Origin of the sequence: Altererythrobacter rubellus (assembly GCF_030284385.1) — a bacterium.
Taxonomy (GTDB): domain Bacteria; phylum Pseudomonadota; class Alphaproteobacteria; order Sphingomonadales; family Sphingomonadaceae; genus Erythrobacter; species Erythrobacter rubellus.
Genome location: NZ_CP127221.1, coordinates 1764966 through 1791030 on the forward strand (window position 1 = coordinate 1764966; position 26065 = coordinate 1791030).

A 26065-nucleotide genomic window follows, 5' to 3' on the forward strand; every position below is an offset into this window, starting at 1 on the left:
CGCTAGTCTTATGTTGCGTTTCGGGCAAGAGGATGTCGCGCATTTACCAGCGCAACCAAGCGCGCAGCATCGACATGGGTGTAAATTTGCGTTGTGGAAATATCCGCATGTCCAAGCAGAGTTTGTAGCACGCGCAGGTCCGCACCACCTTCCAGCAGATGCGTTGCGAAGGCATGGCGCAACACGTGCGGACTGACCGATCCGGGATCGATATCGGCCCGCAAAGCCAGTTCTTTCAACATCTGGTATAGGCGCACACGGGTCAAATGCTTGGCGCGCGACGGGAACAGGAATCGCGCAGCTGGCCCAGAGGGCGCCCCTCGAACCGCCATCCAAAGCGCGATTGCCTCTTTGGCGCGCTCGCTCACCGGAACCATCCGGGCTTGCCCGCCCTTGCCCATCACCGTCAGCAAGGGGGCATCGCGAGGGACCGAGGAGACAGGAAGCGAAACGAGTTCACTTGCGCGCAATCCCGAACCGTAAAGCAATTCCAGCAAGGCCAATTGACGAACCGCCGCCGGTTTGCCGCTGCCCGCCTCCAATTCCGCTCGATTGAAAAGTTTGTCGACGTCATCATGCGAGAGAATCTTGGGCAAGGGTCGCCGCGCACGCGGCTTGGGAAGCGCATTCGAGGGATCGTCTCCCCGCCAGCCTTCATCCACTGCAAAACCGAAGAATTGTCGTAGCGCCGAGCTTTTGCGCGCCACTGTAGAAGGTGCCAGCCCAGACCATGCTGCGGCCAGTTTCTGTACATCTGCGCGCGATGCCTTAGCCAGGTCTCCGATCAGGTCCTCCGAGCCCTGCAAGTCGCGTCGATACGCCGCCAGCGTGTTGATCGCTGCCCCGCGTTCGGTTGCCAACATGTCGAGAAAGGCTTCGCTGGCCGCGCCCATGGTCTAAACGCGCGCGATCGCCTCCACAGCGATCATTCTGGCTTCCGCCTCCAGACCGACCCGGCGCAGAGAGGAAACTATGAAGTAGAGATGACGCGGTGTCATGCGATCCCATCCCTCGCCCTGCATTCCCAACCCTGCGAGCAATGCGACCAATGCCGCGTTATTAACGTCTGCCGCGCGTGTGATGGCGCGTGACCAACGGCTTTGGCGGACTAGGTCTGCCTCCGTTCGGCTGGTAAAGTCACTGAGATCGCTAGGGGCAACCCGTTCCAGCCCGGCCAATCCCGCCAGCAGAAACTGCGAACGGCGGTAATCTGCGCTGCTATCACCATCAATGAAGCTATCGATCGCTTCGCGAGGCTCAATTCGGCCAACGGCGTTGCGCCCCACCGCGATCAGCGCCCATGCATCGCTTCCTTGCTCGACGGCCTCAGACCAGGCTGCCGCATCGCGGTCCAGACCAGCAGTCAGCATGGACGCGATCAGAGCCGGTGCATGTTCCGCCAAATCGGGTGACGCGGGAATCCTCGCGGCTGCATAAGCTGTCAGTACCAAGCGACCATAGTCAAGAGAATCCCCATTCCCCCAGACCGACTGCATTGCCGAGACGCGTTCGGGCGCTGTGTTCGCGACGTAAGCTTCTCGCAACAGAGTGGCGCGGTCGGCGGCTTCGCCTGTAATATTCTCATTCGCATAGATTTGGCTGTAGAGATCAATCGCGGCCTGCGAAGAGAATATACCTTCACGTGCTGCTCGATCCGCGCCAATCGCCCGCTGTTGCAAGGAAAGTGTCGGCGTTACCGCCCAAACCCGCTCGTAATAGGGTTCCACATTTGCTCGAAGTGATTCGGGAATTTCCTCTCCAACAGCGTTCGCTATCGCAAATCGCCACGGATTGATCTCGTCCACGCCTTCCCACTCGACATCAACTGCTCTGCGGCCGCGCCCGGCAGCGCCAGCCAACCGTTGAGCCAGCAAGACATCAATACCAGGGGCAATTTCGTCGCGCAGCGCACGATCGAGCTGACGCCCGCCCAATACACCCTCGCCCGCATAGGAATTGCAGATTGCACCAAGCATGCGCCATTGTGGGTCTTCGCGCTCGGAACCGACCAATCGAACAACCGGACAGGTACCGATAAGGTCGGTCGTCGCTATGTACGCTTCGAGCCCGGCGTCAACGAGCGCCGTATTCCAATTGCCCGTGTCGATATCCTGCAGCAGCGATCGTGCAGCATGATATTCGCCCATATTGTTGAGCGCCTGAGCCCGAAGAGCGGCGAATTCGACCGGACTCATGCCTTCGGGAGCCTGCAGCCTGCTCGCCAAAGCCCGGCGCAGCAGAACATGGCCCCAGCGCGAGACGACTGGCCGTTCAAGCCCGCGAAGCGCAGCCTGAACCAATGCAGCGGGTTGCCGCGCCAAAGAGGCGGAGGGAAATCCGCCTTCCTGTGAAGAAATCACTCCGACCCGCGTCATCGCACGCCGTGCCGCCGGCGGAATGTCGTAACTGGGGCTTAGACCAAGAAGATCGTCCAGCTCGTCAGGTGACATCTCTTCCAATTCCTCAAGCGTGGGAATGGTCGAAAAATCGAACTGAGAAAGTTCGCGCAACGGATCGCCCGCACCCGGTATCGGCTGCACAGTTGGCTCACCCGGTTCCTGCGGCTGCCCCGGTACAGGGGCGGTTGGCGCGGCTGGAGCGGTGGGTGCAGGTGTCGGCCTTGGTTCCGGATCGTCAAAACCAGGCGGCAGCAAAGATTCCGGCGCATCTTGCGCCGCAACGAAACTGGCGCTGAGCGCAATTGCAGCCACGCCTGCACAAATCCATGTCTTGCGGGTCATTGTTCGGCCAACTCCGGAATCGCAATTTCCTGCGAGATCGGGTGCAATGCCTCTTCTCCGCCATCGAACCAAGCAAGGCAAAGGATCCCGACCAAAGCGGCAACCGCTAGCCAAATTCGCTTGGCGCGCGGCTCGCGCTTTTGCGAAGTCACACCAACCGAGTCATCCATGGAAAGAATTGTGCTGCGTCTGCTTACCATATTGCATGGCCGATAGCCGATCTATAGGCCGCTCTGCAATGACTGACGCACAGCCTACCCTCAATGAAGAGCGGATTGCCGGAATCATCAAGCGGCTGGACCGGCCAATCGCATTGGTCGGGCTGATGGGCGTGGGCAAGTCGACCATCGGAAGGCGGCTGGCCAATGCGTTGGGCCGCCCGTTTGTCGATGCGGACCACGCGATAGAAGACGCCGCCCAGCACAAGATTTCAGAAATCTTCGAACAATTCGGTGAGGACTATTTTCGCGACGGAGAACGGCGTGTGATTGCCCGGCTCATCGAAGAACACGATGGCGTTATCGCGACCGGCGGCGGGGCATTCGTAAACGACGATACACGCGCCTTGATTCTGGAACAGGCAATTGCGGTTTGGATTGACTGCGACATCGATACCTTGGTCGAGCGCACAGCGCGCAAGAACACCCGCCCACTACTCAAAACCGGCGACCCGCGTGAGATACTCAGCAATCTCTACGAAAATCGCAAAGGCTTCTATTCGCAGGCACAAATCCATGTCATGAGCGACGCCGGTCCGCACGATTACACTGTGACGAAAATTCTGGAGGCGCTCGACTCATGGCTGTGATCCCGGTCCAACTAGCTGGTCGAAGTTATGAAGTGCTGGTCGATCACGGCTTGCTTGACGATGCCGCGAATGTTGGCGCAGCATTTTTGCGCAAGGAAACTGTCCCGATTGTCGCCGATACCAATGCGAAGGCGCACCATGGCAAACGTCTTGAAGCTGCCCTGGCTACGGCAGGCCACAAAGCCACATGGTTTGAGGTAGCATCCGGAGAAGCCTCCAAAAGCTGGCAAGGCCTCCAGGAACTAACCGACTGGCTGCTTGCGCAAGGGGTAGAGCGCGGCGATCAAGTGTTTGCGCTGGGCGGCGGCGTGGTTGGCGATCTGACCGGATTTGCCTGCGCAATCCTGAAGCGTGGCTGCGGCTTCGTGCAAATCCCCACCACCTTGCTCGCTCAGGTTGATTCTAGCGTAGGCGGGAAGACCGCAATCAACACAAATGCGGGCAAGAATTTGATCGGGGCATTCCATCAGCCCGCGCTCGTGCTGATCGACCCTGCCACACTCGACACATTGCCGGATCGCGAGATGCGCGCGGGCTATGCCGAAGTGATCAAATACGGCATTCTGGCCGACCGCGAATTCTTCGATTGGCTCGCCGAAAATGGCAAGAAAGTAGTCGCCCGCGATCCAGGCGCGCTTGTCCATGCGATTTCGACAAGCGTAGCGGCCAAGGCGCGGATTGTCGCAGAGGACGAGCGCGAGACCAGCGGCGCGCGCGCGTTGCTGAATCTGGGTCACACGTTTGGACATGCGCTTGAAGCGGAAACGGGTTTTTCCGACAGATTGCTTCATGGTGAGGGTGTCGCACTCGGTATGGTACTCGCCGCCCGGTACTCGGCGCGGCGCGGACTAATCAGCGTTGAGGACGCCGCATTGGTTGCCAGCGCTATCGAGGCATCCGGCCTTCCGTCGGAGATTTCGCAGCTCGGACTCTATTGCGATGGCTCCAAACTGGCGGATCACATGTTGCACGACAAGAAGATGGACGCGGGCACTTTGCCATTCATTTTGCTGCGCGGCATCGGTGCAGCATATCTGGCAAAGGACGTAGCTCTGGATGACGTTGCAAGCTTCCTCGACGAGCAGCTTCAATAGGGCTAGATCAGCGACAAAAGCAGAAATGAGGGGAGTTCTGCATGACCGTTGCCGAAGCCACACCAGAGCTTGATTTCGATTGGGACGATAAAAGCTTTCTTGGCCACCCGAAGGGGCTTGGCTATCTCGCCTTTACTGAAGCGTGGGAGCGTTTCAGCTTTTACGGCATGCAGGCACTGCTGGTGCTCTACATGGTCAATTTCCTGCTCTTGCCGGGAAATGTCGAGCAAGTCGCGGGCATCGAACAGCTTCGTGCGCTCTATGGCGGACTCGAAGGACAAGCCTTCGCAAGCGCGATCTTCGGTACCTATGCCGCAACGGTTTATCTGACACCCATCTTTGGCGGCCTGCTGGCTGACCGGGTTCTGGGCAAACGGCGCACCGTGCTTCTTGGCGCGGTCACCATGGCGCTCGGCCATTTCCTGATGGCGTTCAACGTCACCTTCCTGTTCGCGCTGCTGTGCCTGATCCTTGGTTCAGGAATGTTCAAAGGCAATATCTCCAGCCAGGTGGGTAGCCTTTACAAACCCGAAGACCTGCGCCGCGCCGATGCTTTCCAGATCTTTTATCTGGGCATCAATGCGGGCGTGATTGCGAGCCCGCTGGTGGTTGGCACATTGGGTGAAACCATGGGCTGGCATTGGGGGTTTGGCGCAGCGGGGGTCGGCATGCTGATCGGCCTTGTTATCTATGTCGCAGGTCAGAAATATTTGCCCAAGGAACATTTCGACGTCGCAGCGAAAACAGCAAAAGCAGCGCAGGATCCGATGTCGCGCAAGGACTGGCTTGCCACCATTGCACTGCTGCTGCTGATCCCCGTTCTGGCCGTCGCAATCGTTCCCAACAACCAGATATTCAATGCCTATCTGGTTTGGGGGGATCAGCAATTCGCGCTTTATTGGGGTGACGAGAAGCTTCCTACGACTTGGCTTATCACGCTCGATGCTGTCGTATCCGTCAGCTTCCTCGCCGGTGTTGCTGCCTTTTACCGTTGGTGGAAGACCAAATGGCAGGAGCCCGATGAACTGAGTAAAATCATCATCGGATCGGTATTCTCGATTGGCGGCATGGCCTGCCTCTATATGGCCGCTGCAACGACACCTGCGGGCGAGAAAATCGGCCTGTTCTGGCCGGTCATGTTCCACATCGTAAACTCGATCGGCTTTGCGCATATGTTACCCGTCAGCCTTGCACTGTTTGCGCGGCTCGCGCCCAAACAGATATCCGGAACGGTTATCGGGCTTTACTTTCTGGCATTCTTCGCCGGCAATTCGATGGTGGGCTATGTCGGCGGCTGGTTCGAGACTATGCCGGTTACGCAGTTCTGGCTGATCCACATGGGCTTTGCCGCGGCGGCGGGCGTGGTGTTCCTGCTGTTCAAGCTGCTGCTCGCACCGCGCCTGATGCATAGCGCAGAGCCGGAGGATGTCGCGCTCGCATGACCCGCTTCATCGATCTCTCTATCCCGATCACCAACGATGTGATTTCCGATCCGGAGGTGATGCGGCCCAAGGTCACTTACATGACCCACGAGAACACGTGGGAGCAGATCGCGATGTTCTTCCCCGGACTCGAAAAGGACGATCTACCAGACGGTGAAGGATGGGCGGTCGAATTCCTTGAACTGTCCACGCACAACGGCACACATATGGACGCGCCGTGGCACTACCATTCAACCACGGACGGCGGAGCCAGCCCTGCCCCGAGCATCGACGAGGCACCGCTCGACCGGTTCTTCCGACCCGGCGTGAAGCTCGATTTCAGTCATCTGCCACACGGGCATGTGGTGAGCGCGGCGGAGCTGGAGGAAGCGTTCCAAAAGATCGGTTACGCGCTACAGCCGCTAGACATCGTATTGATCCAGTCAGGCGCGGTCTATGGAACGGAAAATTTCACCGATCAGGGCGTGGGACTTGGCACGGAAGCGACGCTGTGGCTGACCGAACGCGGCGTGGAAGTTGTCGGCACCGATGCCTGGAGCTGGGATGCACCGTTCAGCCACACCGCTCGGCGCTGGGCCGAAACCAAAGACCCGTCGATTATCTGGGAAGGGCACAAGGCCGGGCGCATCCGCCCCTACTATCAGATTGAAAAGCTGACAAACCTGGCCACACTGCCCGATTTTGGTTTTACTTTCAGCTGCTTCCCCGTGAAGATTGAACGTGCCAGCGCAGGCTGGATTCGTGCGGTCGCAATCGTGGAGTAAGTCAATGCGGGTTGGAAAGGCGTCCTTGACGGATAGCCAGGTCAGGGACTTGCTCGAAGCGCATCAGCGCAACATGTTTGAAATATCTCCGCCTGGCACTTCATTTGCGTTGGACTTGTCCGGGCTCTCTGGCCCGACGATTTCCCTGTTCGGGGCATGGGAGGGCGACACGCTGATGGCGGTGGGCGCGCTCAATCGACTGTCGGACACCGAAGCCGAGATCAAGTCCATGCGTACCCATGCAGACCATCTGGGCAAAGGCGCAGCTCAAGCCGTTCTGAATCTGATTCTGGAAACCGCGCGAGCTGATGGCGTTGAACGTCTCAGTCTGGAAACAGGGACAAGTGAGGAGTTCATGCCCGCAGTGAAGCTTTACCTCAAGAACGGATTCGAGCGGGGTGAAGCGTTTGCCGACTATTCAAATGGTCCGCACAATCAGTGTTATCACTTAGCGCTTTAGTGCCTCCGGTTATTCCAGCTCAAGGATGATCGCATCAACAGCCAGGCTCTCGCCCTCGCCCGCGTTAATCTTGGAAACAATCGCCTGTTTCTCCGCGCGCAGGATGTTTTCCATCTTCATCGCTTCGACGGTCGCCAGCGGCTGTCCGGGCTGAACTTCATCGCCTTCCTGGACGTGTAGCTTCATCAGCAGGCCCGGCATCGGGCAGATCAGCAACTTGGAAAGATCAGGCGGTTCTTTCTCAATCATGTGGCCCGCCAAATGCGCAATTCGCGCTGGTAGCACGCGCAAGATGTGGGTCGCGCCGCGTGTCGTGATTGCATAGCCGGTATGATTGCGCGCAAGCTGGATCGTTAACGCCTCTTCGCCAAACTCTATATCCACCATCGTTTGACCCGGCGTGTAATCGAATGTGAGATCAATCGCCTGGCCATCAACGGTGATTGCATCCTCTTCGAGAACCACCGCATATTCGGTTTCGCCAATCTTCACCGACCAATCGCCCGGCGCATACATCTCATCAGCAAGCTGCTGATCAATACGCCGTGCGCGGTCTGCATCAACCGTCGCGATGACGCCGCCGATTGCCGCCAATCCGCGCAGCAATTCGTCAGACGTTGCAGCGCCTTCAAAACCGTCCGGATATTCCTCTGCGATAAAGCCGGTGGTCAGTTCGCCTGAACGAAACCGATCATGCTGCATTATGGCGCTGAGAAAATCGACATTGTGCCCCAGCCCCTTGATGCGAAAAGCATCCAGAGCCTGAATCTGCAGATCAGCCGCTTCGTCGCGTGTTTCGCCCCAAGTGATCAGTTTGGCGATCATCGGGTCATAGAACATGGAAACTTCGCCGCCTTCATAGACGCCGTCGTCAATCCGCACTCCATCGACGCCGCGCCTGCCATTGGCATTGCCATCGTCGGTCCAGCCTTCGAGCGCGGGCTGGTATTCGACCAAGCGGCCCGTCGACGGCAGAAAGCCGCGATAGGGATCTTCGGCATAGACACGGTTTTCGATCGCCCAGCCATCAATGCCGATATCATCCTGCGTCATTTCCAGCTTTTCGCCAGCAGCAACGCGGATCATCTGCTCGACCAGATCAATGCCGGTGATCGCTTCGGTAACCGGATGTTCCACTTGCAGGCGGGTGTTCATTTCTAGGAAGTAGAAGCTTTCGCCAGTGGTGTCCGCGCCGCTGACGATCAGCTCAACCGTGCCGGCGGAGTGGTAATCGACTGCCTTGGACAGCGCGACGCATTGCTCGCCCATCGCCTTGCGCATCTTGGGGGTCACGAAGGGCGACGGCGCTTCCTCGACCACCTTCTGGTGGCGACGCTGGATCGAACATTCGCGCTCGTTCAGATAGAGCACATTGCCGTGCTTATCGCCCAATATCTGGATTTCGATATGCCGCGGGTCTTCAATGAATTTTTCAATGAAAACGCGGTCATCGCCGAAGGAGTTCAGCCCTTCACGCTTGGTCGCTTCGAAGCCTTCGCGTACGTCCTTCTCTGAATAGGCAAGGCGCATGCCCTTGCCGCCGCCACCCGCGCTGGCCTTCATCATCACCGGATAGCCGATGTCATTGCTGATCTCGACCGCGTGCTCGGTGTCGCGGATCTCGCCAACAAAGCCCGGGACGACATTCACGCCTGCTTCCTTGGCAAGCTTCTTGGATTCAATCTTGTCGCCCATCGCCGCGATGGCCCCGGCTGGTGGTCCGATAAACGCGATACCTTCCTTCTCCAGCGCTTCAACAAAGCTTGCACGCTCGGACAGGAAGCCATAGCCAGGGTGTACAGCCTCCGCGCCGGTCTGCTTGCAGGCCTCGATGATCTTGTCCGCAATGAGGTAGGACTCAGCGGCAGGCGGCGGGCCGATGTGCACGGCCTCGTCTGCCATCTTCACGAAGGGCGCGCGTGCATCAGCATCGGAATAGACCGCAACGGTCTGAATACCCATGCGACGGGCGGTCTTGATAACACGGCAAGCGATTTCACCGCGATTGGCAATCAGGATTTTTTTGAACACTCAGGCGTCCCCTGGTTTTTCAGGCCCAGTTTGCGGGCTTTCCATTTCATTGTCGCTATAGCCGATGCAATCACAGTCCTTGCAGGAACAATGCATCTCCGGATCGGTTCCAGCATGATGATAGCCAATCGGATGGCCGCAGTTTAGGCAATCACTGCTCACTCCGCCGCCTCATCCATTGGAGGCATGTTGTGGCCAAGCAGCGTCAGGATATCTGCCGCACATTCGACCACGTTCGAGCCAGGGCCATAAATCCCCTGAACGCCCTTTTCGCGCAGGAAATCATAGTCTTGTGGCGGGATCACCCCGCCGGCAGTCACCTTGATATCAGGCCGCCCGGCATCGCGCAGCAGCTGTATCAGCTCGGGGATCAGCGTCTTGTGCCCTGCGGCGAGCGAGCTTGCACCCACCACGTCGACCTGCTTTTGCAGCGCGAGCGCGGCGGTTTCCTTCGGCGTCTGGAACAGCGGGCCGGAAATCACCTCGAAACCCATATCGGCAAACGCGGACGCGATCACATTCGCGCCGCGATCATGCCCGTCCTGCCCCATCTTGGCGACCATGATGCGCGGTTTGCGGCCCAGCCGGCGCTCCACGGCGTCGACGCCATCGGTTACCTGAGCCCAACGCTGATCAAATTCGTATGCGGTCTTGTAAACCCCGCTCACCGGCTTTGGTGTCGCGTCATGGCGCCCGAACACTTCTTCCATTGCGGCCGAAATCTCGCCCAGCGTCGCATCATGGCGTGCAGCGTCTACCGCCCGCGCAAGCAAATTGGTGTCACCCTTTCGGGCCATTTCCTCCAGCACTGACGGCGGCAACGGAACCCCGTTTTCGTCAAGCCCGGTGCTCAGCGCTTGGCTGCTTGCGCCCGGGTCAGCCGCAGCGGCTTCGCGCAGTGCCGCCAACGCCGCCTGACACGCTGCTTCATCACGGCTTGCGCGCACTTGCTTCAATCGCTCGATCTGGCCCGTGCGAACCTTGTGATTGTCGATGTCCAGCGTTTCGATCTGCGCTTCTTCAGCAAGGCGATACTTGTTGACGCCAACAATCACGGTTTCGCTCTTGTCGATGCCGGTCTGCTTTTGAGCAGCCGCACGTTCAATCGCAGCCTTGGGTGCGCCTGTATCGACATAGGCAGTCATTCCGCCGGCCTCATCGACTTCCGCGATCAGCTTTTCAGCTTCTTCAACCAGCTTGCTGGTCAGTGCTTCGATGTAATAGCTGCCACCCAGCGGATCGACGACGTTAGTGATGCCGCTTTCTTCCTGCAGAACCAGCTGCGTGTTGCGAGCAATACGCGCTGAGAAGTCGGTAGGTAACGCTATGGCCTCGTCCAGTGCGTTTGTATGCAAGCTTTGCGTGCCGCCCAGCGTCGCGGCCATCGCCTCCACCGTCGTGCGGATAACGTTGTTGTAGGGGTCTTGCTCTTGCAGTGAAACGCCGCTGGTTTGGCAGTGGGTACGCAACATCTTGGAGCGTTCCTGCTTCGCGCCGAGACCATGCATCACGCGGTACCACAGCGTGCGCGCCGCGCGCAGCTTCGCGATCTCCATGAAGAAGTTCATGCCGATGCCAAAGAAGAACGAAAGGCGCCCGGCAAACGCATCGATGTCCAGCCCTGCCGCCATCGCCCGCTGCACATATTCCTTGCCGTCAGCGATGGTGAAGGCGAGCTCTTGCACCGCTGTCGCCCCGGCTTCATGCATGTGATAGCCGCTGATCGAAATAGAGTTGAATTTCGGCATGTTGGCCGAGGTATAACCGATGATGTCCGACACAATCCGCATGCTCGGCTCAGGCGGATAGATGTAAGTGTTCCGGACCATGAATTCCTTCAGGATGTCGTTCTGGATCGTGCCCGAAAGCTGTTCAGGCGAGACACCCTGACGCTCGCCCGCAACGATATAGAACGCCAGTACCGGGATCACAGCTCCGTTCATCGTCATGCTGACGCTCATCGTGTCGAGCGGGATCTGATCGAACAGGATTTCCATGTCCTTGACGGTGTCGATCGCAACGCCCGCTTTGCCGACATCGCCAACTACACGCGGGTGATCGGAATCATAGCCGCGGTGTGTCGCCAGATCGAACGCGACCGACAACCCCTTCTGGCCTGCTGCCAGATTGCGGCGATAGAATGCATTCGATTCCTCAGCCGTAGAGAAACCCGCATACTGGCGGATCGTCCACGGGCGGCCCGCATACATGCTGGCCTTAACGCCGCGTGTGAATGGCGCAAATCCCGGAAGCCCCGGATCCTGAGCATCCGCTTGTGTATAGAGCGGCTTGATGGCGAAGCCTTCGGGCGTTTCCCAAGTCAGGTCACGCCCCTTCACTTCCTTGTCGGCAAGCGCTTCCCAGTCAGATACGGTCGGTTTTTCAGTCATAGCGCGGCTCTTAGCACAGTTGGATCAGCGCGGAAGTCTGCGGTAAGCTTACTTCCCCTTAAACTCAGCCTTGCGCTTCTGAAGAAAGGCCATGCCGCCTTCCCTCGCATCTTCGCTCCGGCCCGCAATGTGCTGTGCCTCTGCTTCTGCGAGAAGCACTTGCTGGAGCGAACCATCGAGCGCCGTCGCAATGTTGCGCTTCATCGCCGCATAGGCCAACGTCGGCCCATTCGCGAGCTTGCCTGCCAAGGCGCGCGCTTCTTCCATCAAGTCTTCGGCTTCTACGGCCTTGTAGATCAGACCCCATTCCTCGGCCTGTTCTGCACCGATCTTCTCGCCCAGCATCATCATGCGGGTGGCGCGCGCGCGGCCAATGGCACGGGCGAGCAACCAGGTAGAGCCGCCATCGGGGACCAGGCCGATATTCACGAAAGCTTGCAGGAAGTAAGCATTCCTGCTGGCGATGGTAAAATCAGCTGCGAGAGCGAGTGAACACCCCACACCTGCTGCCGGGCCGTTTACGGCACAGATCACAGGAACATCTGCGCGGATAAGATGGCTTATCGCCGGATTGTAGTGGTTGTTCAGCGCTTCGTGACTGCCGCCCTTGCCGGTCAACGCACTGTCGGAGCCCCGCGCAGACAGATCAGCGCCCGAGCAGAAGCCCTTGCCTTCGCCGGTAATCAATACGGCACGCGCATCACCCAGATCGTAAAACACCTGGCCGATCTCGTCGGCCATAGCGGGAGGCATGGCGTTCAGGCGTTCTGGTCGGTTCAATGTGATGGTGAGCAGTGGACCGTCGCGGTCAACCTTGATGGTTTCGTAGGACATTAATGCGCTCCGTCTTTCGGCGTTTCCATGATTTCCGTAAGCATGCCCTGCATATCCTTGGGATGGACGAAAAAGATAGGCGTGCCGTGCGCACCAATTCGTGTGGGGCCAAGAATACGCTTGCCTATTGCTTCGAATTCCTCCCTCGCCGTAGCGATATCTGGCACTTCGAAGCAGACGTGATGCTGGCCGCCCAAGGGATTCTTCTCGAGGAAGTTATTTATCGGGGAACTGTCATCAAAGGGCTCGATCAGCTCGATTTGCGTCCCATTCATGCCCGAATCGGTCGGCGTATTGACGAAGCAGACCTTCACGCCCTGCTCTGGCAAGTCGAAGGGCTCCTCGATATCTGTCGCACCCATCGTGTCACTATAATGCGCGATCGACTCTGCGATCGAGGGCGTTGCTACGCCGATGTGATTGAGACGTCCCAGTTTCATTATTCCACCACCACTTCCGTTTTGACCGAGTTGGCTATGAAGCAGGCCTTATGCGATTTGTGATGCAGCGCATCGACTTCTTCCGCAGTGGGCCGGTTCTCGCCGGAAAATCCGATTTTCGGCTTCAAGCTAACCCTGGTCATGGCCATCTGGCCACTCTCGTTTTTCTCCATAAGGCCTGACGCCTCGTCAACGTAGCTATCGACGCAGAAACCGCGCTGAGCCGCGAAGGAGAGAAAGAACAGCATATGGCAGCTTGATAGCGCAGCTACAAACGCCTCTTCCGGATCGACGCCTGCTTCGTCGGAATAGGGCAATGAAACGATATGCGGAGAGGATGACGCCGGGACCACGGCCCCGCCATCAAATTCCCATTCGTGCCGTCGGCTGTATTTGTTGTCTGTGAAGTCTTCCGATGCAGATCGATTCCAAGATACCGTCGAAGTGTAGATTGCCATGGTTGCGAGCCCTTTGTTTTGAGGCTTCGCCACTTGTCATTTTTTTTCGGTCTATCCAGCGATATAGCGAGGCCCAGTGTCAAAGTTGCAGCCCCAAAAAACTCGCGACGCCTAGACCAGTAAAAATCACGGCCAATAACAAATGAAAAGACTGTGTCCCTTTGTATCCATCAGAACCGCGCCCAAACCTATCTATAGACATCGCCTCGCCAAAATCCTCACCGGCATCACCGTTCAGATCGTTGCGCAGCCAGGCGATCAGGTTGATTCCCGCGAGTGCAAAACAGACATAAGGAAACAGTTCAGGCATCACAGCAGCACTCTTCAGTTGGATGAGGAGGCTTAGAGCCGATTGGTCGTCAAATCCTTACAAGTTCGAAGCCGTGCCGCGACAGCAAGTCGCAAGACGTTATTCACGTCCTGCGATGGTCAAAGCAAGAAACGAAAAGCTAAAGCGGGATATTGTCGTGTTTCTTCCACGGGTTCTCGAGCGCTTTGTTGCGCAGTTTCCTGAGGCCGAGCGCGATGCGCTTGCGGGTCGAGTGTGGGTAGATCACTTCGTCAATGTAACCTCGGCTAGCCGCTACGAAGGGATTGGCAAACCGGTCTTCATATTCCTTTGTTTTCTCCGCAATCTTGCCCGGATCGTCGCGGTCTTGGCGGAAGATGATCTCCACCGCACCCTTCGCGCCCATCACCGCGATCTCTGCAGTCGGCCACGCATAGTTCAAATCGCCGCGCAAATGCTTTGAGGCCATGACGTCATATGCCCCGCCATAGGCCTTGCGAGTGATAATGGTGATCTTGGGCACAGTCGCCTCGGCGTAAGCGAACAGCAGCTTCGCGCCGTGTTTGATGATCCCGTTATGCTCTTGCGCGGTTCCAGGCAGGAAGCCGGGCACATCCACAAAAGTGAGGATCGGAATTTCGAATGCATCGCAGAAACGCACGAAACGCGCGGCTTTCTTTGATGAGTTGATGTCGAGCACACCAGCGAGCACCATCGGTTGGTTCGCGACGACGCCCACGGTGCGACCTTCCACCCGGCCAAAACCGCAAATGATATTCGCTGCATGGGCAGGCTGAATTTCAAAGAAATCGCCTTCGTCCAGCGTCTTGCGGATAACTTCGTGCATGTCATAGGGTTGGTTCGCATTGTCGGGAATCAGCGTGTCGAGGCTGTCCTCGATGCGGTCCCAGGGATCATCGGTCGGGCGCTCTGGCACGTCTTCGCGGTTGCTGAGCGGTAGATAATCAAAGAACGCCCGCGTTGCCATCAACGCTTCGACATCGTTTTCGAACGCGATATCCGCCACCGAAGTCTTAGTGGTGTGAGTGATCGCACCACCCAGCTCTTCTTGCGTGACTTCTTCATTGGTTACGGTCTTCACAACGTCCGGGCCCGTCACAAACATGTAAGAGCTGTCCTTCACCATGAAGATGAAGTCAGTCATGGCTGGCGAATAGACTGCCCCGCCCGCGCATGGCCCCATGATCAGGCTGATCTGCGGCACGACGCCGCTGGCCAGCACATTGCGCTGGAACACATCAGCATAGCCGCCCAGTGACGCCACGCCTTCCTGAATGCGCGCGCCCCCGCTGTCGTTCAGCCCGATTACCGGCGCGCCATATTTCATGGCGCTTTCCATTACTTTGCAGATTTTTTCCGCGTGCCGTTTGGACAGACTGCCACCAAAGACAGTGAAGTCTTGCGAATAGACATAGACGAGGCGGCCGTTGATCGTCCCGGAGCCGGTGACCACGCCATCGCCCGGAATCTTCTGATCCTGCATGCCGAAATCGACGCAGTCATGCTCGACATAGGCGTCCAGCTCTTCAAACGAGCCCTCATCGAGCAGCATGTCCAGCCGTTCGCGCGCGGTCAGCTTGCCCTTGGCGTGTTGCGCGGCGATCCGCTTTTCTCCGCCACCAAGATTTGCAGCTGCGCGGCGGCGTTCCATTTCAGCGATATTTGCAGACATCAGGCCCCCTGAATGTGACTTTGTACTTGGGTAAAGCGCCTAGCCAGCGAAAGCCTGCAGCGTCAACGTATCAAAAACGCAGTGTTATCCGGCGCGCGAGAGCGGGAGATAATGAATAGGCCCAGCGCAGCAGCCGAACCTGCCCAATATTGGCTTCATCTGCTCCGCTTTCGATCGCGTCCATGATCTGCGCCGCGCACTCGGCGGCGGGCATTTTCGACATCAGATTATCCGCGTTCATCTGCGTGTCCACAACGGGCGGCAGCGCTTCGATCACGTGGATATTGGTGTCCTTGAGCTGTTCGCGCAGCGTCAACGAATAGGCACGCAGCCCCGCCTTGGTGGCGCAATAGACCGGCTGGCGCGCAGCAGGCGCAATCGCAAGCCCGCTGGTGACATTGACAATCACAGCCTCAGGACGGTGCCCCAACATCGGCACCAAAGCCGTAGTGAGCCGGATCGGCGCGCTCAAATTGGCATAAATACAATCATCAGCAGCATCACTGTCTGGCAAGCCCTTGCGGAAATCGTGATCGACCAATTGCCCTGCATTGTTGATCAGAATGTCGAACTCGCGCTCGCCAATATCCGCAATCAGCGCATCGACACCTTTCGCGTTGGACAGGTCGGCCTCGATCACTTCGAAGCCTTCTTCCTGCATCGCCGCCATTCGCTCCTTGTTGCGACCCGTTAGCGTAACCTTTGCGCCCTTTTGCTTCATCAAACGCGCCAATTCGCGCCCGATCCCCGTGCTGCCTCCGGTCAGCAATACTGCCTTGTCTTTCAAGTCCATCAGAGTTTCACAATCCCACGCTCGACCAGGCTACGTGCCGTGTCTTCCAATGTCTGTTCGGCAGAAATGAACTGGAAGCCAAGCACTTCTTCGGTGTGCTTGCCGGACACATCACGCACATTGCCCAGCTCTGGCTTGATCTGCTTCATTTCTTCCATGAATAGCGCGAGGATGCTGACAAGCCAGTTCGGCATCGGTCGTTTGGGTACCTTGCCGGCAAGTTCGGGCGCGCGTTGTCGAACTATGTTGGCCATTTCGCGCAGCCACAGAAATTTCTCGGACGTAGGGAAGCGTTCGCCGCGCACCTTCTCTTCCGGGGCTTCAATTGCCAGCACATGCGCCCTTCCAACATCGCGGATATCGGTTACGCATATGCCCATATTCGGGATCATGGGGATCGATCCGTCAATGATCTTCTTCACAAATTCGATGCTTGTTGACAGGTCATCATTGTAAACCGGCCCAAACACCGCAACCGGATTGACCGAACAAAAGATCATCTCTGGCGCGTTTTCCGCCACCCAGTCGCGCGCGGCACGTTCTGCCACGGTCTTTGACTCGATGTACGGTGCGACATTCGCATCAAGGTTCGTCCAATCAGTGTGATCGAAATGGTCCTTCTCTGGATGGCCATAGGCAATTGCAGCGGCAGAGCTTGTCTGAACAAACCGCTGAACCCCAGCGTCCTTGGCAAAACGCAGCGCGCGAAGAGTGCCCTCACGCGCGGGAACTAACAGCTCGTCCTTGTGCTTGGGTACGGCGAGCGGAAAAGGCGAAGCGACATGCGCCACGGCGTGACAACCGGCATTCGCCTCTGCCCATCCCTCATCGCTCATCAGATCAGCCTGAAAGACCTTGAGGCGATCACCAGCATCCGGCCAGCGTTCACGCAGGCGTGGCTCGCTCTTGGCAGCGTTCCTCACGGTAGTATGAACGGCATATCCCTTGACCAGAAGCTGGTCGATGACTTCGCCGCCAATATAGCCTGTGCCGCCAGTTACGAGTACAGTGCCTGTCATTGACTTTCTCCCTTGAAGCGAAGGATATGTCGCGGGATTTCAAATGACAACGCAGATAATCTCTCGGCGATGAAGCAGATCGACTGCCTTGTGGTCGGCGCAGGCATTGCGGGGCTGTCCGCCGCTGCACGCATCGCTGCGCACCGCAGCGTTATCGTATGCGAAGCAGAAGGGGCAGTGGGTATGCACGCGTCCGGCCGCAGCGCTGCCTTTGCCCACTTCGACATGGAATCGGCGATCGTGTGCGCATTAACGGCGGCAAGCCTGCCTTTGCTGCAAGAGCTAGGCGCAAAGCCGCATCCCGCGCTGTTTGTGGCGCTGGACGGACAGCTGGAGAAACTCGACCAGCTGGAGACGAATTACCGCAAATGGGCACCCGGTATCGAGCGGCTCGACCCTGTTCAAGCCTGCGAACTGGTTCCTGTTCTGAAGCAAGACAGTGAGGGGATCGTCGGCGCGCTGCTTGATTCCGATGGGCGCAAGCTGGATGCGCACGCCCTGTTGGAGGGGCACCGCAAGGCCCTGCGTGTCTCGGGCGGTGAATTGACCGTTGGCGCGCCTGTCAAAGCAATACGGCGCAATTCCGATCGCTGGATCGTGGATACACCCGGACAAAGCTACTCTGCCAAGGTTATCGTGAACGCTGCGGGTGCTTGGGCAGACCATGTCGCAAGCCTGGCGGGGGTTGAACCTGTCGGCATTCAGCCGCTGCGACGCACGGTAATTACCTTCGATGTGCCTGCCGATATGGACGTATCGCGCTGGCCGTTCACAAAGACTGTAGGCACAGGTTTCTACATCGAGCCGGAGGGAAGCGGACAATTGCTAGCCTGTCCGATGGACGAACACCCGAGCGATCCTTGCGATTCCCAGCCGGAAGAAGAGGATATTGCGCTGACCGCCTGGCGGGTAGAACAAGCGACCACCCTCGAAATCAAACGCATCGCCAGCAAATGGGCGGGGTTACGCAGCTTTGCACCGGACCGTGAACCGGTTGTCGGTTTCGATCCGGACGCATCGGGATTCTTCTGGCTCGCAGGACAAGGCGGCTTCGGGTTGCAAACCTCGCCCGCGATGGCGTTGGCCGCCGAAGCGCTGATTTGTCAGCTCGGCTGGCCAGAAGAACTGCGCGCAGTCAGTGTTGCGCCCGCCCAGCTCTCGCCCGCCCGCCTGCGCAGCTAACTTACTTCAACAGCACGAGCTCTTCCGCCATCGAGGGATGCAGCGCCACGGTATCGTCAAACGCCTGTTTGGTCAGCCCGGCTTTCACCGCTACTGCCGCAGCTTGCAATATCTCGGGCGATTCCGGTCCGATCATGTGGATGCCCAGCACCTTTTCAGAAGTTGCCTCAACGATCATCTTGTATAGCCCGCGTTCAGCGTGGGGTGAGAAGATGTTCTTCATCGGCCGGAAGTCCGAAGTGTAGACTTTTACGTCGCCATATTTCGCCCTCGCCTCTTCCTCCGTCAGACCAACACCAGCAAGTGGCGGCTGGCTGAACACAGCGCTTGGAATGGAGCCATAGTCGATCATGCGCGGGTTGCCGCCGAACACGGTGTCAGCAAAGGCATGGCCTTCGCGAATCGCAACCGGCGTTAACTGCACCCGGTCAGTCACATCGCCCACTGCATAAATGCTGTCGCAGCTGGTCCGGTTGTATTCGTCAACCTTGATGGCGCCATTGTCGGCCATCTCGATGCCAGCGCACTCCAACCCCAGTCCCACGCTATTGGGGTCGCGACCGGTTGCGATCAGCACCTGATCAACTTTTACCGGATTGCTGTCCCCCAGATCGACCACAAGGCAGCCATCTGCGCCCTTCTCAACCGATTTGATCTGGCTGTGCATGCGGAAATCGATCCCGCGGCCCATTGCGATATGCAGCATACGATCGACGATCTGTGCGTCATAGCTGCGCAGGATGCGGTCAGTCCGGTTCACCACCGTTACTTCGCTGCCCAGCGCATTGAATATCCCCGCGAACTCCATCGCGATATAGCCGCCGCCAACCACCATCAGACATTTGGGCTGCTGTTCCAGATGGAACACTTCGTTGGAGCTGATGCAATGCTCAAGCCCCGGAAATTCGGGCATTGCCGGCCATGCGCCGGTTGCAACAAGAATGTACTTCGCGGTTACCTCGCGCCCGCTCGCAAGCCGCAACGAATGAGGGCCGGTGATGGTGGCTCGCTCTGCAAACACCTCAACATCGTGGCTGGCCAGAGTGTTGCCATAGAGGCCCTCTAGCCGGTCGACATCGGCATTCACGAAATCGCGCAGTGTCGCCCAGTCAAACCGCTTGCCTTCAATAGTCCAGCCAAGTGTTTCAGCATGGCCGAGCTCCTCTGCGAACATGGAACCATAGACCAGCATCTTCTTGGGCACACAGCCGCGTATGACGCAGGTTCCGCCAACGCGGTATTCCTCTGCAACTGCAACCTTGGCCCCATGGGCAGCGGCCACACGGCTGGCGCGCACACCGCCGGAGCCAGCGCCGATAGTGAAGAGGTCGTAATCGTATTCGGGCATCTGCGCGTTCCTTCAAGTGTTGGCGCGATATGGCGGTTGGAACGCCAAATGCCAACCGCTCACGCCAATCGGAACGCTATTCGTTCAAGAAGTGCAGATTGTTACGCGCTGGCTGCGCGCGGGCCGCGGCTTCCGCCGCCGCCATGTCTGCGCCCGCCCCCTGGCTTGCCCCGGAATCCGCCTGAGCGATTGGGCTTGCCTTTACGTGCTGTATGCTTCTGCTTGGGTTTGCCCTGGGGGCCGCTTGGTCCATCACCACGCGGTGCAGCGCCGCGCGCTCCACCCTTGGGCTTAGGCTTTACGCGAGTGCGCTGCCCAGGCGCTGCGCGCTTGGTTGGGCCGACGCCTTCGACCACGGCACGGAAGTTATCCGGCAATGGCAAACGCTCAAACTCTGCGTCGGTATTCTTGCGAATATCCTTCAGATAGTCGCGCTCATCCTCGGCACAAAATGCGATTGCGATACCGTCCTTGCCCGCGCGAGCGGTACGACCGATCCGGTGGACATATTGCTCGGGAACGTTGGGCAGTTCGTAATTGATCACGTGGCTAACGCCGGGGATATCGATCCCGCGTGCCGCAACATCAGTCGCGACCAGAATGGGCGTTTTAGCCCGTTTAAACTCGTCCAAAGCGCGCTGCCGCTGCGGCTGCGATTTGTTGCCGTGAATAGCGTTGGCTGGAATGCCTGACTGCGACAGCTTCTTCACGACGCGATCCGCACCATGTTTGGTTCGCGTGAAGATCAGCACGCGTTCGAACTTGCCCGGAACCGGGTGACGCTCTTTCAGCATCAATTCGAGCAAGGTCTGCTTTTCGTCCTGCTGGACCATGAACAGATATTGATCGATCCGCTCTGCCGTCGTCGCGGCGGGTGTCACGGAGACATGGGCGGGGTTCTTGCAATATTGCCCCACCAGATCCTTGATTGCCTTGGGCATGGTCGCGCTGAAGAACAGCGTCTGGCGGTCCTGCGGGACCAATTGGCTGATCCGGCGCAATGCGTGGACAAAGCCAAGGTCGAGCATCTGGTCAGCTTCGTCGAGCACCAAGATTTCAACGCCGGCGAGATTGAAGGCTTTCTGGTCGATCAAATCGAGCAAACGGCCTGGTGTCGCGACAAGAATGTCTGTTCCGCGATGCAGCTTGTTACGGTCTTTGCCGACCGATGTGCCGCCCACAATGCTGTGCACTTTAAGGCCAGCCATCGCGCCATAATCCTTGGCGCTTTGAGCGATCTGTCCGGCCAGCTCGCGCGTTGGTGCAAGCACCAGCATGCGGCAGCTCTTGAAAGGAATACGATTGTCGCTTGCGCGCAAGCGATCAATGCTGGGCAGCATGAATGCAGCCGTCTTGCCGGTACCGGTTTGCGCGATTCCCAATAGGTCGCGCCCTTCCAGCACTGGTGGAATAGCCTGCGCCTGGATCGGCGTTGGCGTGTCATAGCCCTTCATATCAAGGGCTTGGAGAACGGGCTGCGACAGCCCGAGATCGGTAAAGTTAGTCATAGTAACTCGCAATAAATGCGGCGCACGACTTGCTCTCTGGCGGATTCCGGATGGAATCATCGCGCGGCGCGGGTGTCAAACGACCCGCGTGAATAGGGAAGTCTTTGGGAAAAAACCGAGGTGCGGCCTTAAGCGGATGTTTTCAAATCTTCCGCTGCTTCACGCTGGCACTGGCGCCTCGCTGAGGGAGTCATGGAGGCAAACCTGTCAGAAGTCAAAGTTATTCGCTGCGGTGCAGCATATGCTTCAGGTGGATCGCGCACCGAACGGTTTGTTAAGCTGCACTATTTTCCAGTTAAGGCACGCCGCGAAGCTCACCCAGACCAGATATGGCACGATCAACCAACTGGCGAGTACTGACCAGTCACGCAGAAATATCGCCAACGCGAGAACACTGGCCCACAGAAACGGCACTTCGATCAACGCCCAGTCCAGGCGTTTCAACGTGAAGAAGAGCGGCGACCATGCAAAATGGAACACACCGTTGATGGCATAGAGCGCGATGAGAAGGCCGGTTTCACCAGCTGCCTCTGCCGCCGCCCAGCTAAGCCAGAAGGCGTAAGCGGCAAGGCTAAGAATCACTGTCCACGCGGGCCCGAACAGCCAGTCGGGCGGCTGCCAGCTGGGTTTTTTCAGCTCGTAATACCAGCTCCCGATCGAGGTGAGTAACCCTCCTCCGCCTGCCAGGATAATGGCCCATGCGATGGCAAAGATTATTGGGAAGGTCATAGAGGATGCCTACGCGCAACCGTTCAATCCGCCAACCCCGCCCTTTCAAGCAGCGCTTTCGTGCTCGCATCAAAGTCGCCGTCGCCCGAACCAATCTCGTTCGCCATTTTCTTGCCCAGCTCCACGCCAAACTGGTCGAAGGGGTTGATCTCCATAAGAACTGCATTCGCAAATACACGGTGCTCGTGAAACGCGATCAGCGCGCCCAATGTCGCTGCATCCAAATCGTCGCACAACATCGTCGCGCTCGGCCGGTCTCCTGGGAATGCTCGCGCGGGATCTTTTCCGTCGGCTGCCATATTTCCACCCGCCATCAGCGCCGCACCTTGCGCAAAGCAATTGGTCAGCAGGATCGCGTGATGCGCAGGATCTAGCGCATCGCCCGGCGCAATGCTGACGATAAAGTCCACCGGCACCAGATGCGTACCCTGATGCAGCAGTTGGAACACGGCATGCTGCGCGTCAGTACCCACTCCGCCCCAGGTGATCGGCGCAGTCGGCCCGTCGACAGGTGAACCATCGGCCTTTACCCGCTTGCCATTGCTCTCCATCTCTAGTTGCTGGAGATAGTTGGGCAGCAGGCCCAGCCGCTCATCGTAGGCAAAGCACGCGCGTGTCTGGCAGCCGCGAAGGCGCGTGTAATATTGGTCCGCAAAGGCTGCGCGCAGGCACAGGTTTTCGGCGCCATCGGTGTCACGGAAATGCAGGTCTACTGCTTGCGCTCCGGCCAGCATCGGAGTGAAATCTTCCATCCCTACCGCCAGGGCGACCGGAAAGCCGATTGAGGACCACAGCGAATAGCGCCCGCCAACGCTTTCCGGGAACGGAAGTACGCGCGTTTCGTCGACGCCCCACTCAACCGCCCTTTCAGGCGACGCAGTCAGCGCGACAACACGGCCTGTCGGGTCTGGCACGCCATTGTCGCTGAGCCACTTCAGCGCCGATGCCGCATTCGTCATCGTCTCTATCGTCGTGAAAGTTTTGGATGCGACTGCGATCAGCGTCTTCGCCGGATCGCAGGCTTCAAATGCTGCCTCCAGTGCTACGCCATCGATGTTCGAGACAACATGCACATCAACCAGCGCCAGATCGCGGGTCAGCGCATCGACCGCGAGCGCAGGGCCCAGCGCGCTGCCGCCAATACCGATGTGGATCAGGTGCTCGACCTCTCCCAGTGCGCCGCCGTGGATCGCCTCGACCAGCATGCCCATGCGTGCGAGCAAAGCCTGGCCCTCTTCGACATCTGCATCATCCCCGACGCCGCGCATCGCGCTGTGCGTTGCCGCGCGGCCTTCGGTCACATTGACTATTTCGCCGCCAAACAGTTTCGTACGCTTACCAGCGAAGTCACACGCCTTGGCCAGCTTCTCAAACCCTGCGATCAGGTCAGCGTCCAGATGTGTCTTTGACCAATCGAACAATATACCCGCTTGCCCTTCTTCCACATCCCATTCGATCCGCGCGGACAAGGTGTCGACACGCGCATCATCGCCTTCAAACAGTTCCGCGAGCGTCCGCTGCGGGAGGGATTGCAGATGGGTCCAAGCGGAGGAGATGTTGTCGCTCATCACGAAAAGCCTTTCACAAGTTGGTCTCGCGCGATTAGGGACGGATGCGATGGATGGGAAGACCGTAGGTACGAATGCGCCCGCAATTGATGCGGAAGAAAGCGGCGAAAGCTGGGGCAGCTTTGCGCTGTTCGTGTTGAAGCTGGCACTGGTGGTGCTGATATTTCGCAGCTTCGTGTTTTCGCCCTTTTCGATCCCCTCGCAAAGCATGCAGCCAAGTCTATGGAATGGCGACTATCTGCTCGCGGCGAAATGGCCCTATGGAATCTCGAAATACTCGCTCCCTTTCGAGGCGCCGTTGATTTCCGGCAGGGTTTTTGCAGGCCAGCCCGAACGCGGTGATGTGGTTATCTTCAAGCACCCGATCGACGGTACGGATTATATCAAGCGCGTTATCGGTTTGCCCGGAGACACCTTCGCGATGCGTAATGGGCTGGTCGTGCTGAACGGCGAAGCCCTGCCGCAAACCCGGCTTGATGATATCGTAATACCTGTTTCGCCCAACAGCGGCTGTTCGCGAGATTCTGCCCTTGAAACGACTGCAGATGGCAGCGAGGTTTGCCGCTACACCCGTTTCCGCGAAACGCTGCCGTCCGGCAAAAGCTACGATGTAATCGATCTTGAGCCCAGCTTCGTTGATACAACCGCGCCGCGCATTGTGCCCGAAGGCCGCGTGCTGGTTCTGGGCGACAACCGTGATGCGTCCTATGACAGCCGCTACCCCGCTGAACCGGACAAAGGTGTTGGGCTTGTCCCGCAAGAAAAGCTGGTTGGTCGCGCCAGCTTGATCATGTGGTCAACCGATGGCAGCTCGGAATGGTTGAAGCCCTGGACCTGGATCAGTGGAGCACGCTGGGACCGGATCGGAGATAGCTTGTGACCGATCTCGCACCAGAGACACGCGAATGGCTCGCCTCGCTTGGCATAGAGCCGGCAGACGAACCACGCTGGTTCGAAGCCATCACGCATGGCAGCACTGGCGAAAGCTCTGATTACGAGCGGCTCGAGTTTCTGGGTGACCGGGTGTTGGGGCTGACCATCGCAGAATGGCTGTTCGAATCCAGTGCATCTGCGGAAGGCCGTTTGTCACAGCGCTTGAATGCACTTGTCAGCAGGCAGACATGCGCACGGGTCGCCAAACAGATCGGTCTTGGCGACCACATCCGCCTGGGCAAGCAAGCACGCGATGATGGAGCGCGCGAAAGCATCAATATCCTTGGCGATGTCATGGAATCGCTCATCGGAGCGCATTTTGTCGAGAATGGCTTTGCGCCTACGCGCGATCTGATCCGGCGGTTGTGGCAAGCCGAGTTTGAAGGCAGTGCGGGCAAGTCCAAACATCCCAAAAGCGCGCTTCAAGAATGGGCAGCGGGCAATCAGCGTCGCCCTCCGCAATATGAGATAGTCAATCGCGAAGGGCCGGACCACGCGGCCAGATTCACGGTGCGTGTCAGCGTCAAGAATGTCGGGGAAGCCGAAGCCACCGCGAGCAACAAACAAGAGGCAGAGCGGCTCGCCGCTGCTGCCTTTATGGAGCAATTTGCATGAGTTCGAATGATAGCCAAAAATGCGGTGTCGTCGCCGTGATTGGCGCGCCCAATGCGGGCAAGAGCACGCTGGTGAACCAGTTGGTCGGGCAAAAGGTCGCGATCACCAGTTCCAAAGCACAAACGACCCGCGCGCGCATGTTGGGCATTGCGTTGCATGATAATGTGCAGATGATCCTGGTCGATACGCCTGGTATTTTCGCGCCGCGCCGCAAGCTCGACCGCGCAATGGTTAGCGCCGCTTGGGAAGGCGCACTAGCCGCCGATGCAGTGTTGCTGATGGTCGATCCTATCAAGCAACGCCGGCATGAGCTGGAACCGCTGCTTGAGGCGCTGGAAAAGCGGCCTGAACGCAAATTCCTTGTCATCAACAAAGTTGATCGCGCGAAGAAGGAAGATCTGCTTTTACTCGCACAGGAATTGTCCGGAAAGGTCGCGTTCGAGGAGATTTATTTCGTATCTGCGCTGACCGGCGACGGCGTGCCGGAATTAAAGCAGGCACTGGCTGACTTGATGCCTGAAGGCCCGTGGCACTACCCCGAGGATCAGGTGTCTGACGCGAGTGAGCGCTTACTCGCAACAGAAGTGACTCGCGAGCAGCTGTATCAGCAGCTGCACGAGGAATTGCCTTACGATTCCGCAGTACGCCCGGAAAGCTACACCCAGCGCCCCGATGGTAGCGTGGAAATCCGCCAGCAAATCGTGATTGGTCGCGAGAGCCAGAAGCCGATCGTGCTTGGCAAGGGCGGATCCAAGATCAGGTCCATTGGCGAAGCTGCGCGCAAGGAATTGTCCGAGATCCTAGGTGTGAAAGTGCACCTGTTCCTGCATGTTAAAGTCAGCCAAAACTGGGACGAGGACAAGGAAATCTACGAGGAAATGGGCCTCGATTGGGTGCGATAGGAATACTCGGCCTTTTGATACCAC

The 26065-nt window shown here is 58.1% G+C and carries 25 protein-coding genes; 9 read left to right on the plus strand and 16 right to left on the minus strand.

What is annotated here, in order from left to right; translation table 11 throughout:
• Nucleotides 1-8: 8 nt before the first annotated feature.
• From QQX03_RS08815 to QQX03_RS08825, 3 genes are read right to left on the minus strand one after another with little or no spacing between them, the layout of a single operon-like run.
• Nucleotides 9-893, minus strand: coding sequence for a tyrosine recombinase (locus QQX03_RS08815; protein ID WP_285975373.1), 885 nt, complete (start codon nt 891-893; stop codon nt 9-11).
• Between the two features lie 3 nt (nt 894-896).
• Nucleotides 897-2741 carry a hypothetical protein gene (locus QQX03_RS08820; RefSeq protein ID WP_285975374.1) on the minus strand — a complete coding sequence of 615 codons (1845 nt, stop codon included), beginning with the start codon at nt 2739-2741 and terminating at the stop codon, nt 897-899.
• The gene (locus tag QQX03_RS08825; RefSeq protein WP_285975375.1) at nt 2738-2911 is read right to left on the minus strand and encodes a hypothetical protein; all 174 of its coding nucleotides are present in this window, start codon (nt 2909-2911) and stop codon (nt 2738-2740) included. Before QQX03_RS08825 ends, QQX03_RS08820 begins: the two co-directional genes overlap by 4 nt.
• Nucleotides 2912-2979: 68 nt before the next feature.
• Between QQX03_RS08825 and QQX03_RS08830 the strand changes: the two genes are divergently transcribed.
• From QQX03_RS08830 to QQX03_RS08850, 5 genes are read left to right on the plus strand one after another with little or no spacing between them, the layout of a single operon-like run.
• Entirely contained in the window at nt 2980-3549 is a 570-nt protein-coding gene (locus QQX03_RS08830) for a shikimate kinase (RefSeq protein WP_285975376.1), read from the plus strand.
• Nucleotides 3540-4643, plus strand: coding sequence for a 3-dehydroquinate synthase (gene aroB, locus QQX03_RS08835; RefSeq protein WP_285975377.1), 1104 nt, complete (start codon nt 3540-3542; stop codon nt 4641-4643). Before QQX03_RS08830 ends, aroB begins: the two co-directional genes overlap by 10 nt.
• Before the next feature lie 41 nt (nt 4644-4684).
• Nucleotides 4685-6085 carry a peptide MFS transporter gene (locus QQX03_RS08840; RefSeq protein WP_285975378.1) on the plus strand — a complete coding sequence of 467 codons (1401 nt, stop codon included), beginning with the start codon at nt 4685-4687 and terminating at the stop codon, nt 6083-6085.
• Complete coding sequence (locus QQX03_RS08845) at nt 6082-6849, plus strand: cyclase family protein (protein ID WP_285975379.1); 768 nt, start codon at nt 6082-6084, stop codon at nt 6847-6849. Before QQX03_RS08840 ends, QQX03_RS08845 begins: the two co-directional genes overlap by 4 nt.
• A 4-nt stretch (nt 6850-6853) precedes the next feature.
• Nucleotides 6854-7309 (plus strand): GNAT family N-acetyltransferase, encoded by a 456-nt coding sequence (locus tag QQX03_RS08850; RefSeq protein ID WP_349665836.1) that lies wholly within the window; start codon nt 6854-6856, stop codon nt 7307-7309.
• A 9-nt stretch (nt 7310-7318) separates the two neighbouring features.
• Here the strand turns inward: QQX03_RS08850 and QQX03_RS08855 are convergent, their stop codons facing one another.
• The 9 genes from QQX03_RS08855 to QQX03_RS08895 all read right to left on the minus strand — a co-directional run bounded on the left by QQX03_RS08855 (nt 7319) and on the right by QQX03_RS08895 (nt 17256).
• The gene (locus QQX03_RS08855) at nt 7319-9340 is read right to left on the minus strand and encodes an acetyl-CoA carboxylase biotin carboxylase subunit (protein WP_285975381.1); all 2022 of its coding nucleotides are present in this window, start codon (nt 9338-9340) and stop codon (nt 7319-7321) included.
• Nucleotides 9341-9498: 158 nt separating this feature from the next.
• A complete protein-coding gene (gene scpA / locus QQX03_RS08860) occupies nt 9499-11730 on the minus strand; it encodes a methylmalonyl-CoA mutase (RefSeq protein ID WP_285975382.1) in 2232 nt (743 codons plus the stop codon).
• Nucleotides 11731-11778: 48 nt separating this feature from the next.
• A complete protein-coding gene (locus tag QQX03_RS08865) occupies nt 11779-12564 on the minus strand; it encodes an enoyl-CoA hydratase-related protein (protein WP_285975383.1) in 786 nt (261 codons plus the stop codon).
• Nucleotides 12564-13004, minus strand: coding sequence for a methylmalonyl-CoA epimerase (mce, locus tag QQX03_RS08870; protein ID WP_285975384.1), 441 nt, complete (start codon nt 13002-13004; stop codon nt 12564-12566). The genes QQX03_RS08865 and mce overlap by 1 nt, the downstream gene beginning before the upstream one ends.
• The gene (locus QQX03_RS08875; protein ID WP_285975385.1) at nt 13004-13495 is read right to left on the minus strand and encodes an OsmC family protein; all 492 of its coding nucleotides are present in this window, start codon (nt 13493-13495) and stop codon (nt 13004-13006) included. The genes mce and QQX03_RS08875 overlap by 1 nt, the downstream gene beginning before the upstream one ends.
• A 46-nt stretch (nt 13496-13541) precedes the next feature.
• On the minus strand, nt 13542-13772 hold the full coding sequence (locus QQX03_RS08880) for a hypothetical protein (RefSeq protein ID WP_285975386.1): 231 nt from the start codon (nt 13770-13772) through the stop codon (nt 13542-13544).
• 139 nt (nt 13773-13911) lie between these two features.
• Nucleotides 13912-15444 carry an acyl-CoA carboxylase subunit beta gene (locus QQX03_RS08885; protein ID WP_285975387.1) on the minus strand — a complete coding sequence of 511 codons (1533 nt, stop codon included), beginning with the start codon at nt 15442-15444 and terminating at the stop codon, nt 13912-13914.
• Nucleotides 15445-15514: 70 nt separating this feature from the next.
• A complete protein-coding gene (locus QQX03_RS08890) occupies nt 15515-16237 on the minus strand; it encodes an SDR family oxidoreductase (RefSeq protein ID WP_285975388.1) in 723 nt (240 codons plus the stop codon).
• Nucleotides 16237-17256, minus strand: coding sequence for an NAD-dependent epimerase/dehydratase family protein (locus QQX03_RS08895; protein ID WP_285975389.1), 1020 nt, complete (start codon nt 17254-17256; stop codon nt 16237-16239). The genes QQX03_RS08890 and QQX03_RS08895 overlap by 1 nt, the downstream gene beginning before the upstream one ends.
• A gap of 69 nt (nt 17257-17325) precedes the next feature.
• On the opposite strand from QQX03_RS08895, the gene QQX03_RS08900 reads away from it, so the two are divergent.
• The gene (locus tag QQX03_RS08900; protein WP_285975390.1) at nt 17326-18438 is read left to right on the plus strand and encodes an NAD(P)/FAD-dependent oxidoreductase; all 1113 of its coding nucleotides are present in this window, start codon (nt 17326-17328) and stop codon (nt 18436-18438) included.
• 1 nt (nt 18439) lies between these two features.
• On the opposite strand, the gene gorA is transcribed toward QQX03_RS08900, so the two are convergent.
• The 4 genes from gorA to pgi all read right to left on the minus strand — a co-directional run bounded on the left by gorA (nt 18440) and on the right by pgi (nt 23591).
• Nucleotides 18440-19786: a glutathione-disulfide reductase gene (gorA, locus tag QQX03_RS08905; RefSeq protein WP_285975391.1), complete on the minus strand. Its 1347-nt coding sequence runs from the start codon at nt 19784-19786 to the stop codon at nt 18440-18442.
• A gap of 101 nt (nt 19787-19887) precedes the next feature.
• Complete coding sequence (locus tag QQX03_RS08910; RefSeq protein WP_285975392.1) at nt 19888-21294, minus strand: DEAD/DEAH box helicase; 1407 nt, start codon at nt 21292-21294, stop codon at nt 19888-19890.
• Between the two features lie 246 nt (nt 21295-21540).
• Nucleotides 21541-22023 (minus strand): TspO/MBR family protein, encoded by a 483-nt coding sequence (locus QQX03_RS08915; protein ID WP_285975393.1) that lies wholly within the window; start codon nt 22021-22023, stop codon nt 21541-21543.
• 23 nt (nt 22024-22046) lie between these two features.
• Nucleotides 22047-23591: a glucose-6-phosphate isomerase gene (gene pgi / locus QQX03_RS08920; RefSeq protein WP_285975394.1), complete on the minus strand. Its 1545-nt coding sequence runs from the start codon at nt 23589-23591 to the stop codon at nt 22047-22049.
• Nucleotides 23592-23640: 49 nt separating this feature from the next.
• Between pgi and lepB the strand changes: the two genes are divergently transcribed.
• Genes lepB through era form a run of 3 tightly spaced genes read left to right on the plus strand, consistent with a single transcriptional unit; the run spans nt 23641 to nt 26041 of the window.
• On the plus strand, nt 23641-24471 hold the full coding sequence (lepB, locus tag QQX03_RS08925) for a signal peptidase I (RefSeq protein ID WP_285975395.1): 831 nt from the start codon (nt 23641-23643) through the stop codon (nt 24469-24471).
• Complete coding sequence (gene rnc, locus QQX03_RS08930) at nt 24468-25139, plus strand: ribonuclease III (protein ID WP_285975396.1); 672 nt, start codon at nt 24468-24470, stop codon at nt 25137-25139. The genes lepB and rnc overlap by 4 nt, the downstream gene beginning before the upstream one ends.
• Nucleotides 25136-26041, plus strand: coding sequence for a GTPase Era (gene era / locus QQX03_RS08935; protein WP_285975397.1), 906 nt, complete (start codon nt 25136-25138; stop codon nt 26039-26041). The genes rnc and era overlap by 4 nt, the downstream gene beginning before the upstream one ends.
• Nucleotides 26042-26065: the final 24 nt, after the last annotated feature.

Excerpts from the sequence above, each read along its gene's own strand:
- QQX03_RS08815 (WP_285975373.1), bottom strand. The coding sequence starts at position 893 with ATGGGCGCGGCCAGCGAAGCCTTTCTCGACATGTTGGCAACCGAACGC.
- QQX03_RS08820 (WP_285975374.1), bottom strand. The coding sequence starts at position 2,741 with ATGACCCGCAAGACATGGATTTGTGCAGGCGTGGCTGCAATTGCGCTC.
- QQX03_RS08825 (WP_285975375.1), bottom strand. The coding sequence starts at position 2,911 with ATGGATGACTCGGTTGGTGTGACTTCGCAAAAGCGCGAGCCGCGCGCC.
- QQX03_RS08830 (WP_285975376.1), top strand. The coding sequence starts at position 2,980 with ATGACTGACGCACAGCCTACCCTCAATGAAGAGCGGATTGCCGGAATC.
- aroB (WP_285975377.1), top strand. The coding sequence starts at position 3,540 with ATGGCTGTGATCCCGGTCCAACTAGCTGGTCGAAGTTATGAAGTGCTG.
- QQX03_RS08840 (WP_285975378.1), top strand. The coding sequence starts at position 4,685 with ATGACCGTTGCCGAAGCCACACCAGAGCTTGATTTCGATTGGGACGAT.
- QQX03_RS08845 (WP_285975379.1), top strand. The coding sequence starts at position 6,082 with ATGACCCGCTTCATCGATCTCTCTATCCCGATCACCAACGATGTGATT.
- QQX03_RS08850 (WP_349665836.1), top strand. The coding sequence starts at position 6,854 with ATGCGGGTTGGAAAGGCGTCCTTGACGGATAGCCAGGTCAGGGACTTG.
- scpA (WP_285975382.1), bottom strand. The coding sequence starts at position 11,730 with ATGACTGAAAAACCGACCGTATCTGACTGGGAAGCGCTTGCCGACAAG.
- QQX03_RS08865 (WP_285975383.1), bottom strand. The coding sequence starts at position 12,564 with ATGTCCTACGAAACCATCAAGGTTGACCGCGACGGTCCACTGCTCACC.
- mce (WP_285975384.1), bottom strand. The coding sequence starts at position 13,004 with ATGAAACTGGGACGTCTCAATCACATCGGCGTAGCAACGCCCTCGATC.
- QQX03_RS08880 (WP_285975386.1), bottom strand. The coding sequence starts at position 13,772 with ATGCCTGAACTGTTTCCTTATGTCTGTTTTGCACTCGCGGGAATCAAC.
- QQX03_RS08885 (WP_285975387.1), bottom strand. The coding sequence starts at position 15,444 with ATGTCTGCAAATATCGCTGAAATGGAACGCCGCCGCGCAGCTGCAAAT.
- QQX03_RS08890 (WP_285975388.1), bottom strand. The coding sequence starts at position 16,237 with ATGGACTTGAAAGACAAGGCAGTATTGCTGACCGGAGGCAGCACGGGG.
- QQX03_RS08895 (WP_285975389.1), bottom strand. The coding sequence starts at position 17,256 with ATGACAGGCACTGTACTCGTAACTGGCGGCACAGGCTATATTGGCGGC.
- QQX03_RS08900 (WP_285975390.1), top strand. The coding sequence starts at position 17,326 with ATGAAGCAGATCGACTGCCTTGTGGTCGGCGCAGGCATTGCGGGGCTG.
- gorA (WP_285975391.1), bottom strand. The coding sequence starts at position 19,786 with ATGCCCGAATACGATTACGACCTCTTCACTATCGGCGCTGGCTCCGGC.
- QQX03_RS08910 (WP_285975392.1), bottom strand. The coding sequence starts at position 21,294 with ATGACTAACTTTACCGATCTCGGGCTGTCGCAGCCCGTTCTCCAAGCC.
- QQX03_RS08915 (WP_285975393.1), bottom strand. The coding sequence starts at position 22,023 with ATGACCTTCCCAATAATCTTTGCCATCGCATGGGCCATTATCCTGGCA.
- pgi (WP_285975394.1), bottom strand. The coding sequence starts at position 23,591 with ATGAGCGACAACATCTCCTCCGCTTGGACCCATCTGCAATCCCTCCCG.
- lepB (WP_285975395.1), top strand. The coding sequence starts at position 23,641 with ATGGATGGGAAGACCGTAGGTACGAATGCGCCCGCAATTGATGCGGAA.
- era (WP_285975397.1), top strand. The coding sequence starts at position 25,136 with ATGAGTTCGAATGATAGCCAAAAATGCGGTGTCGTCGCCGTGATTGGC.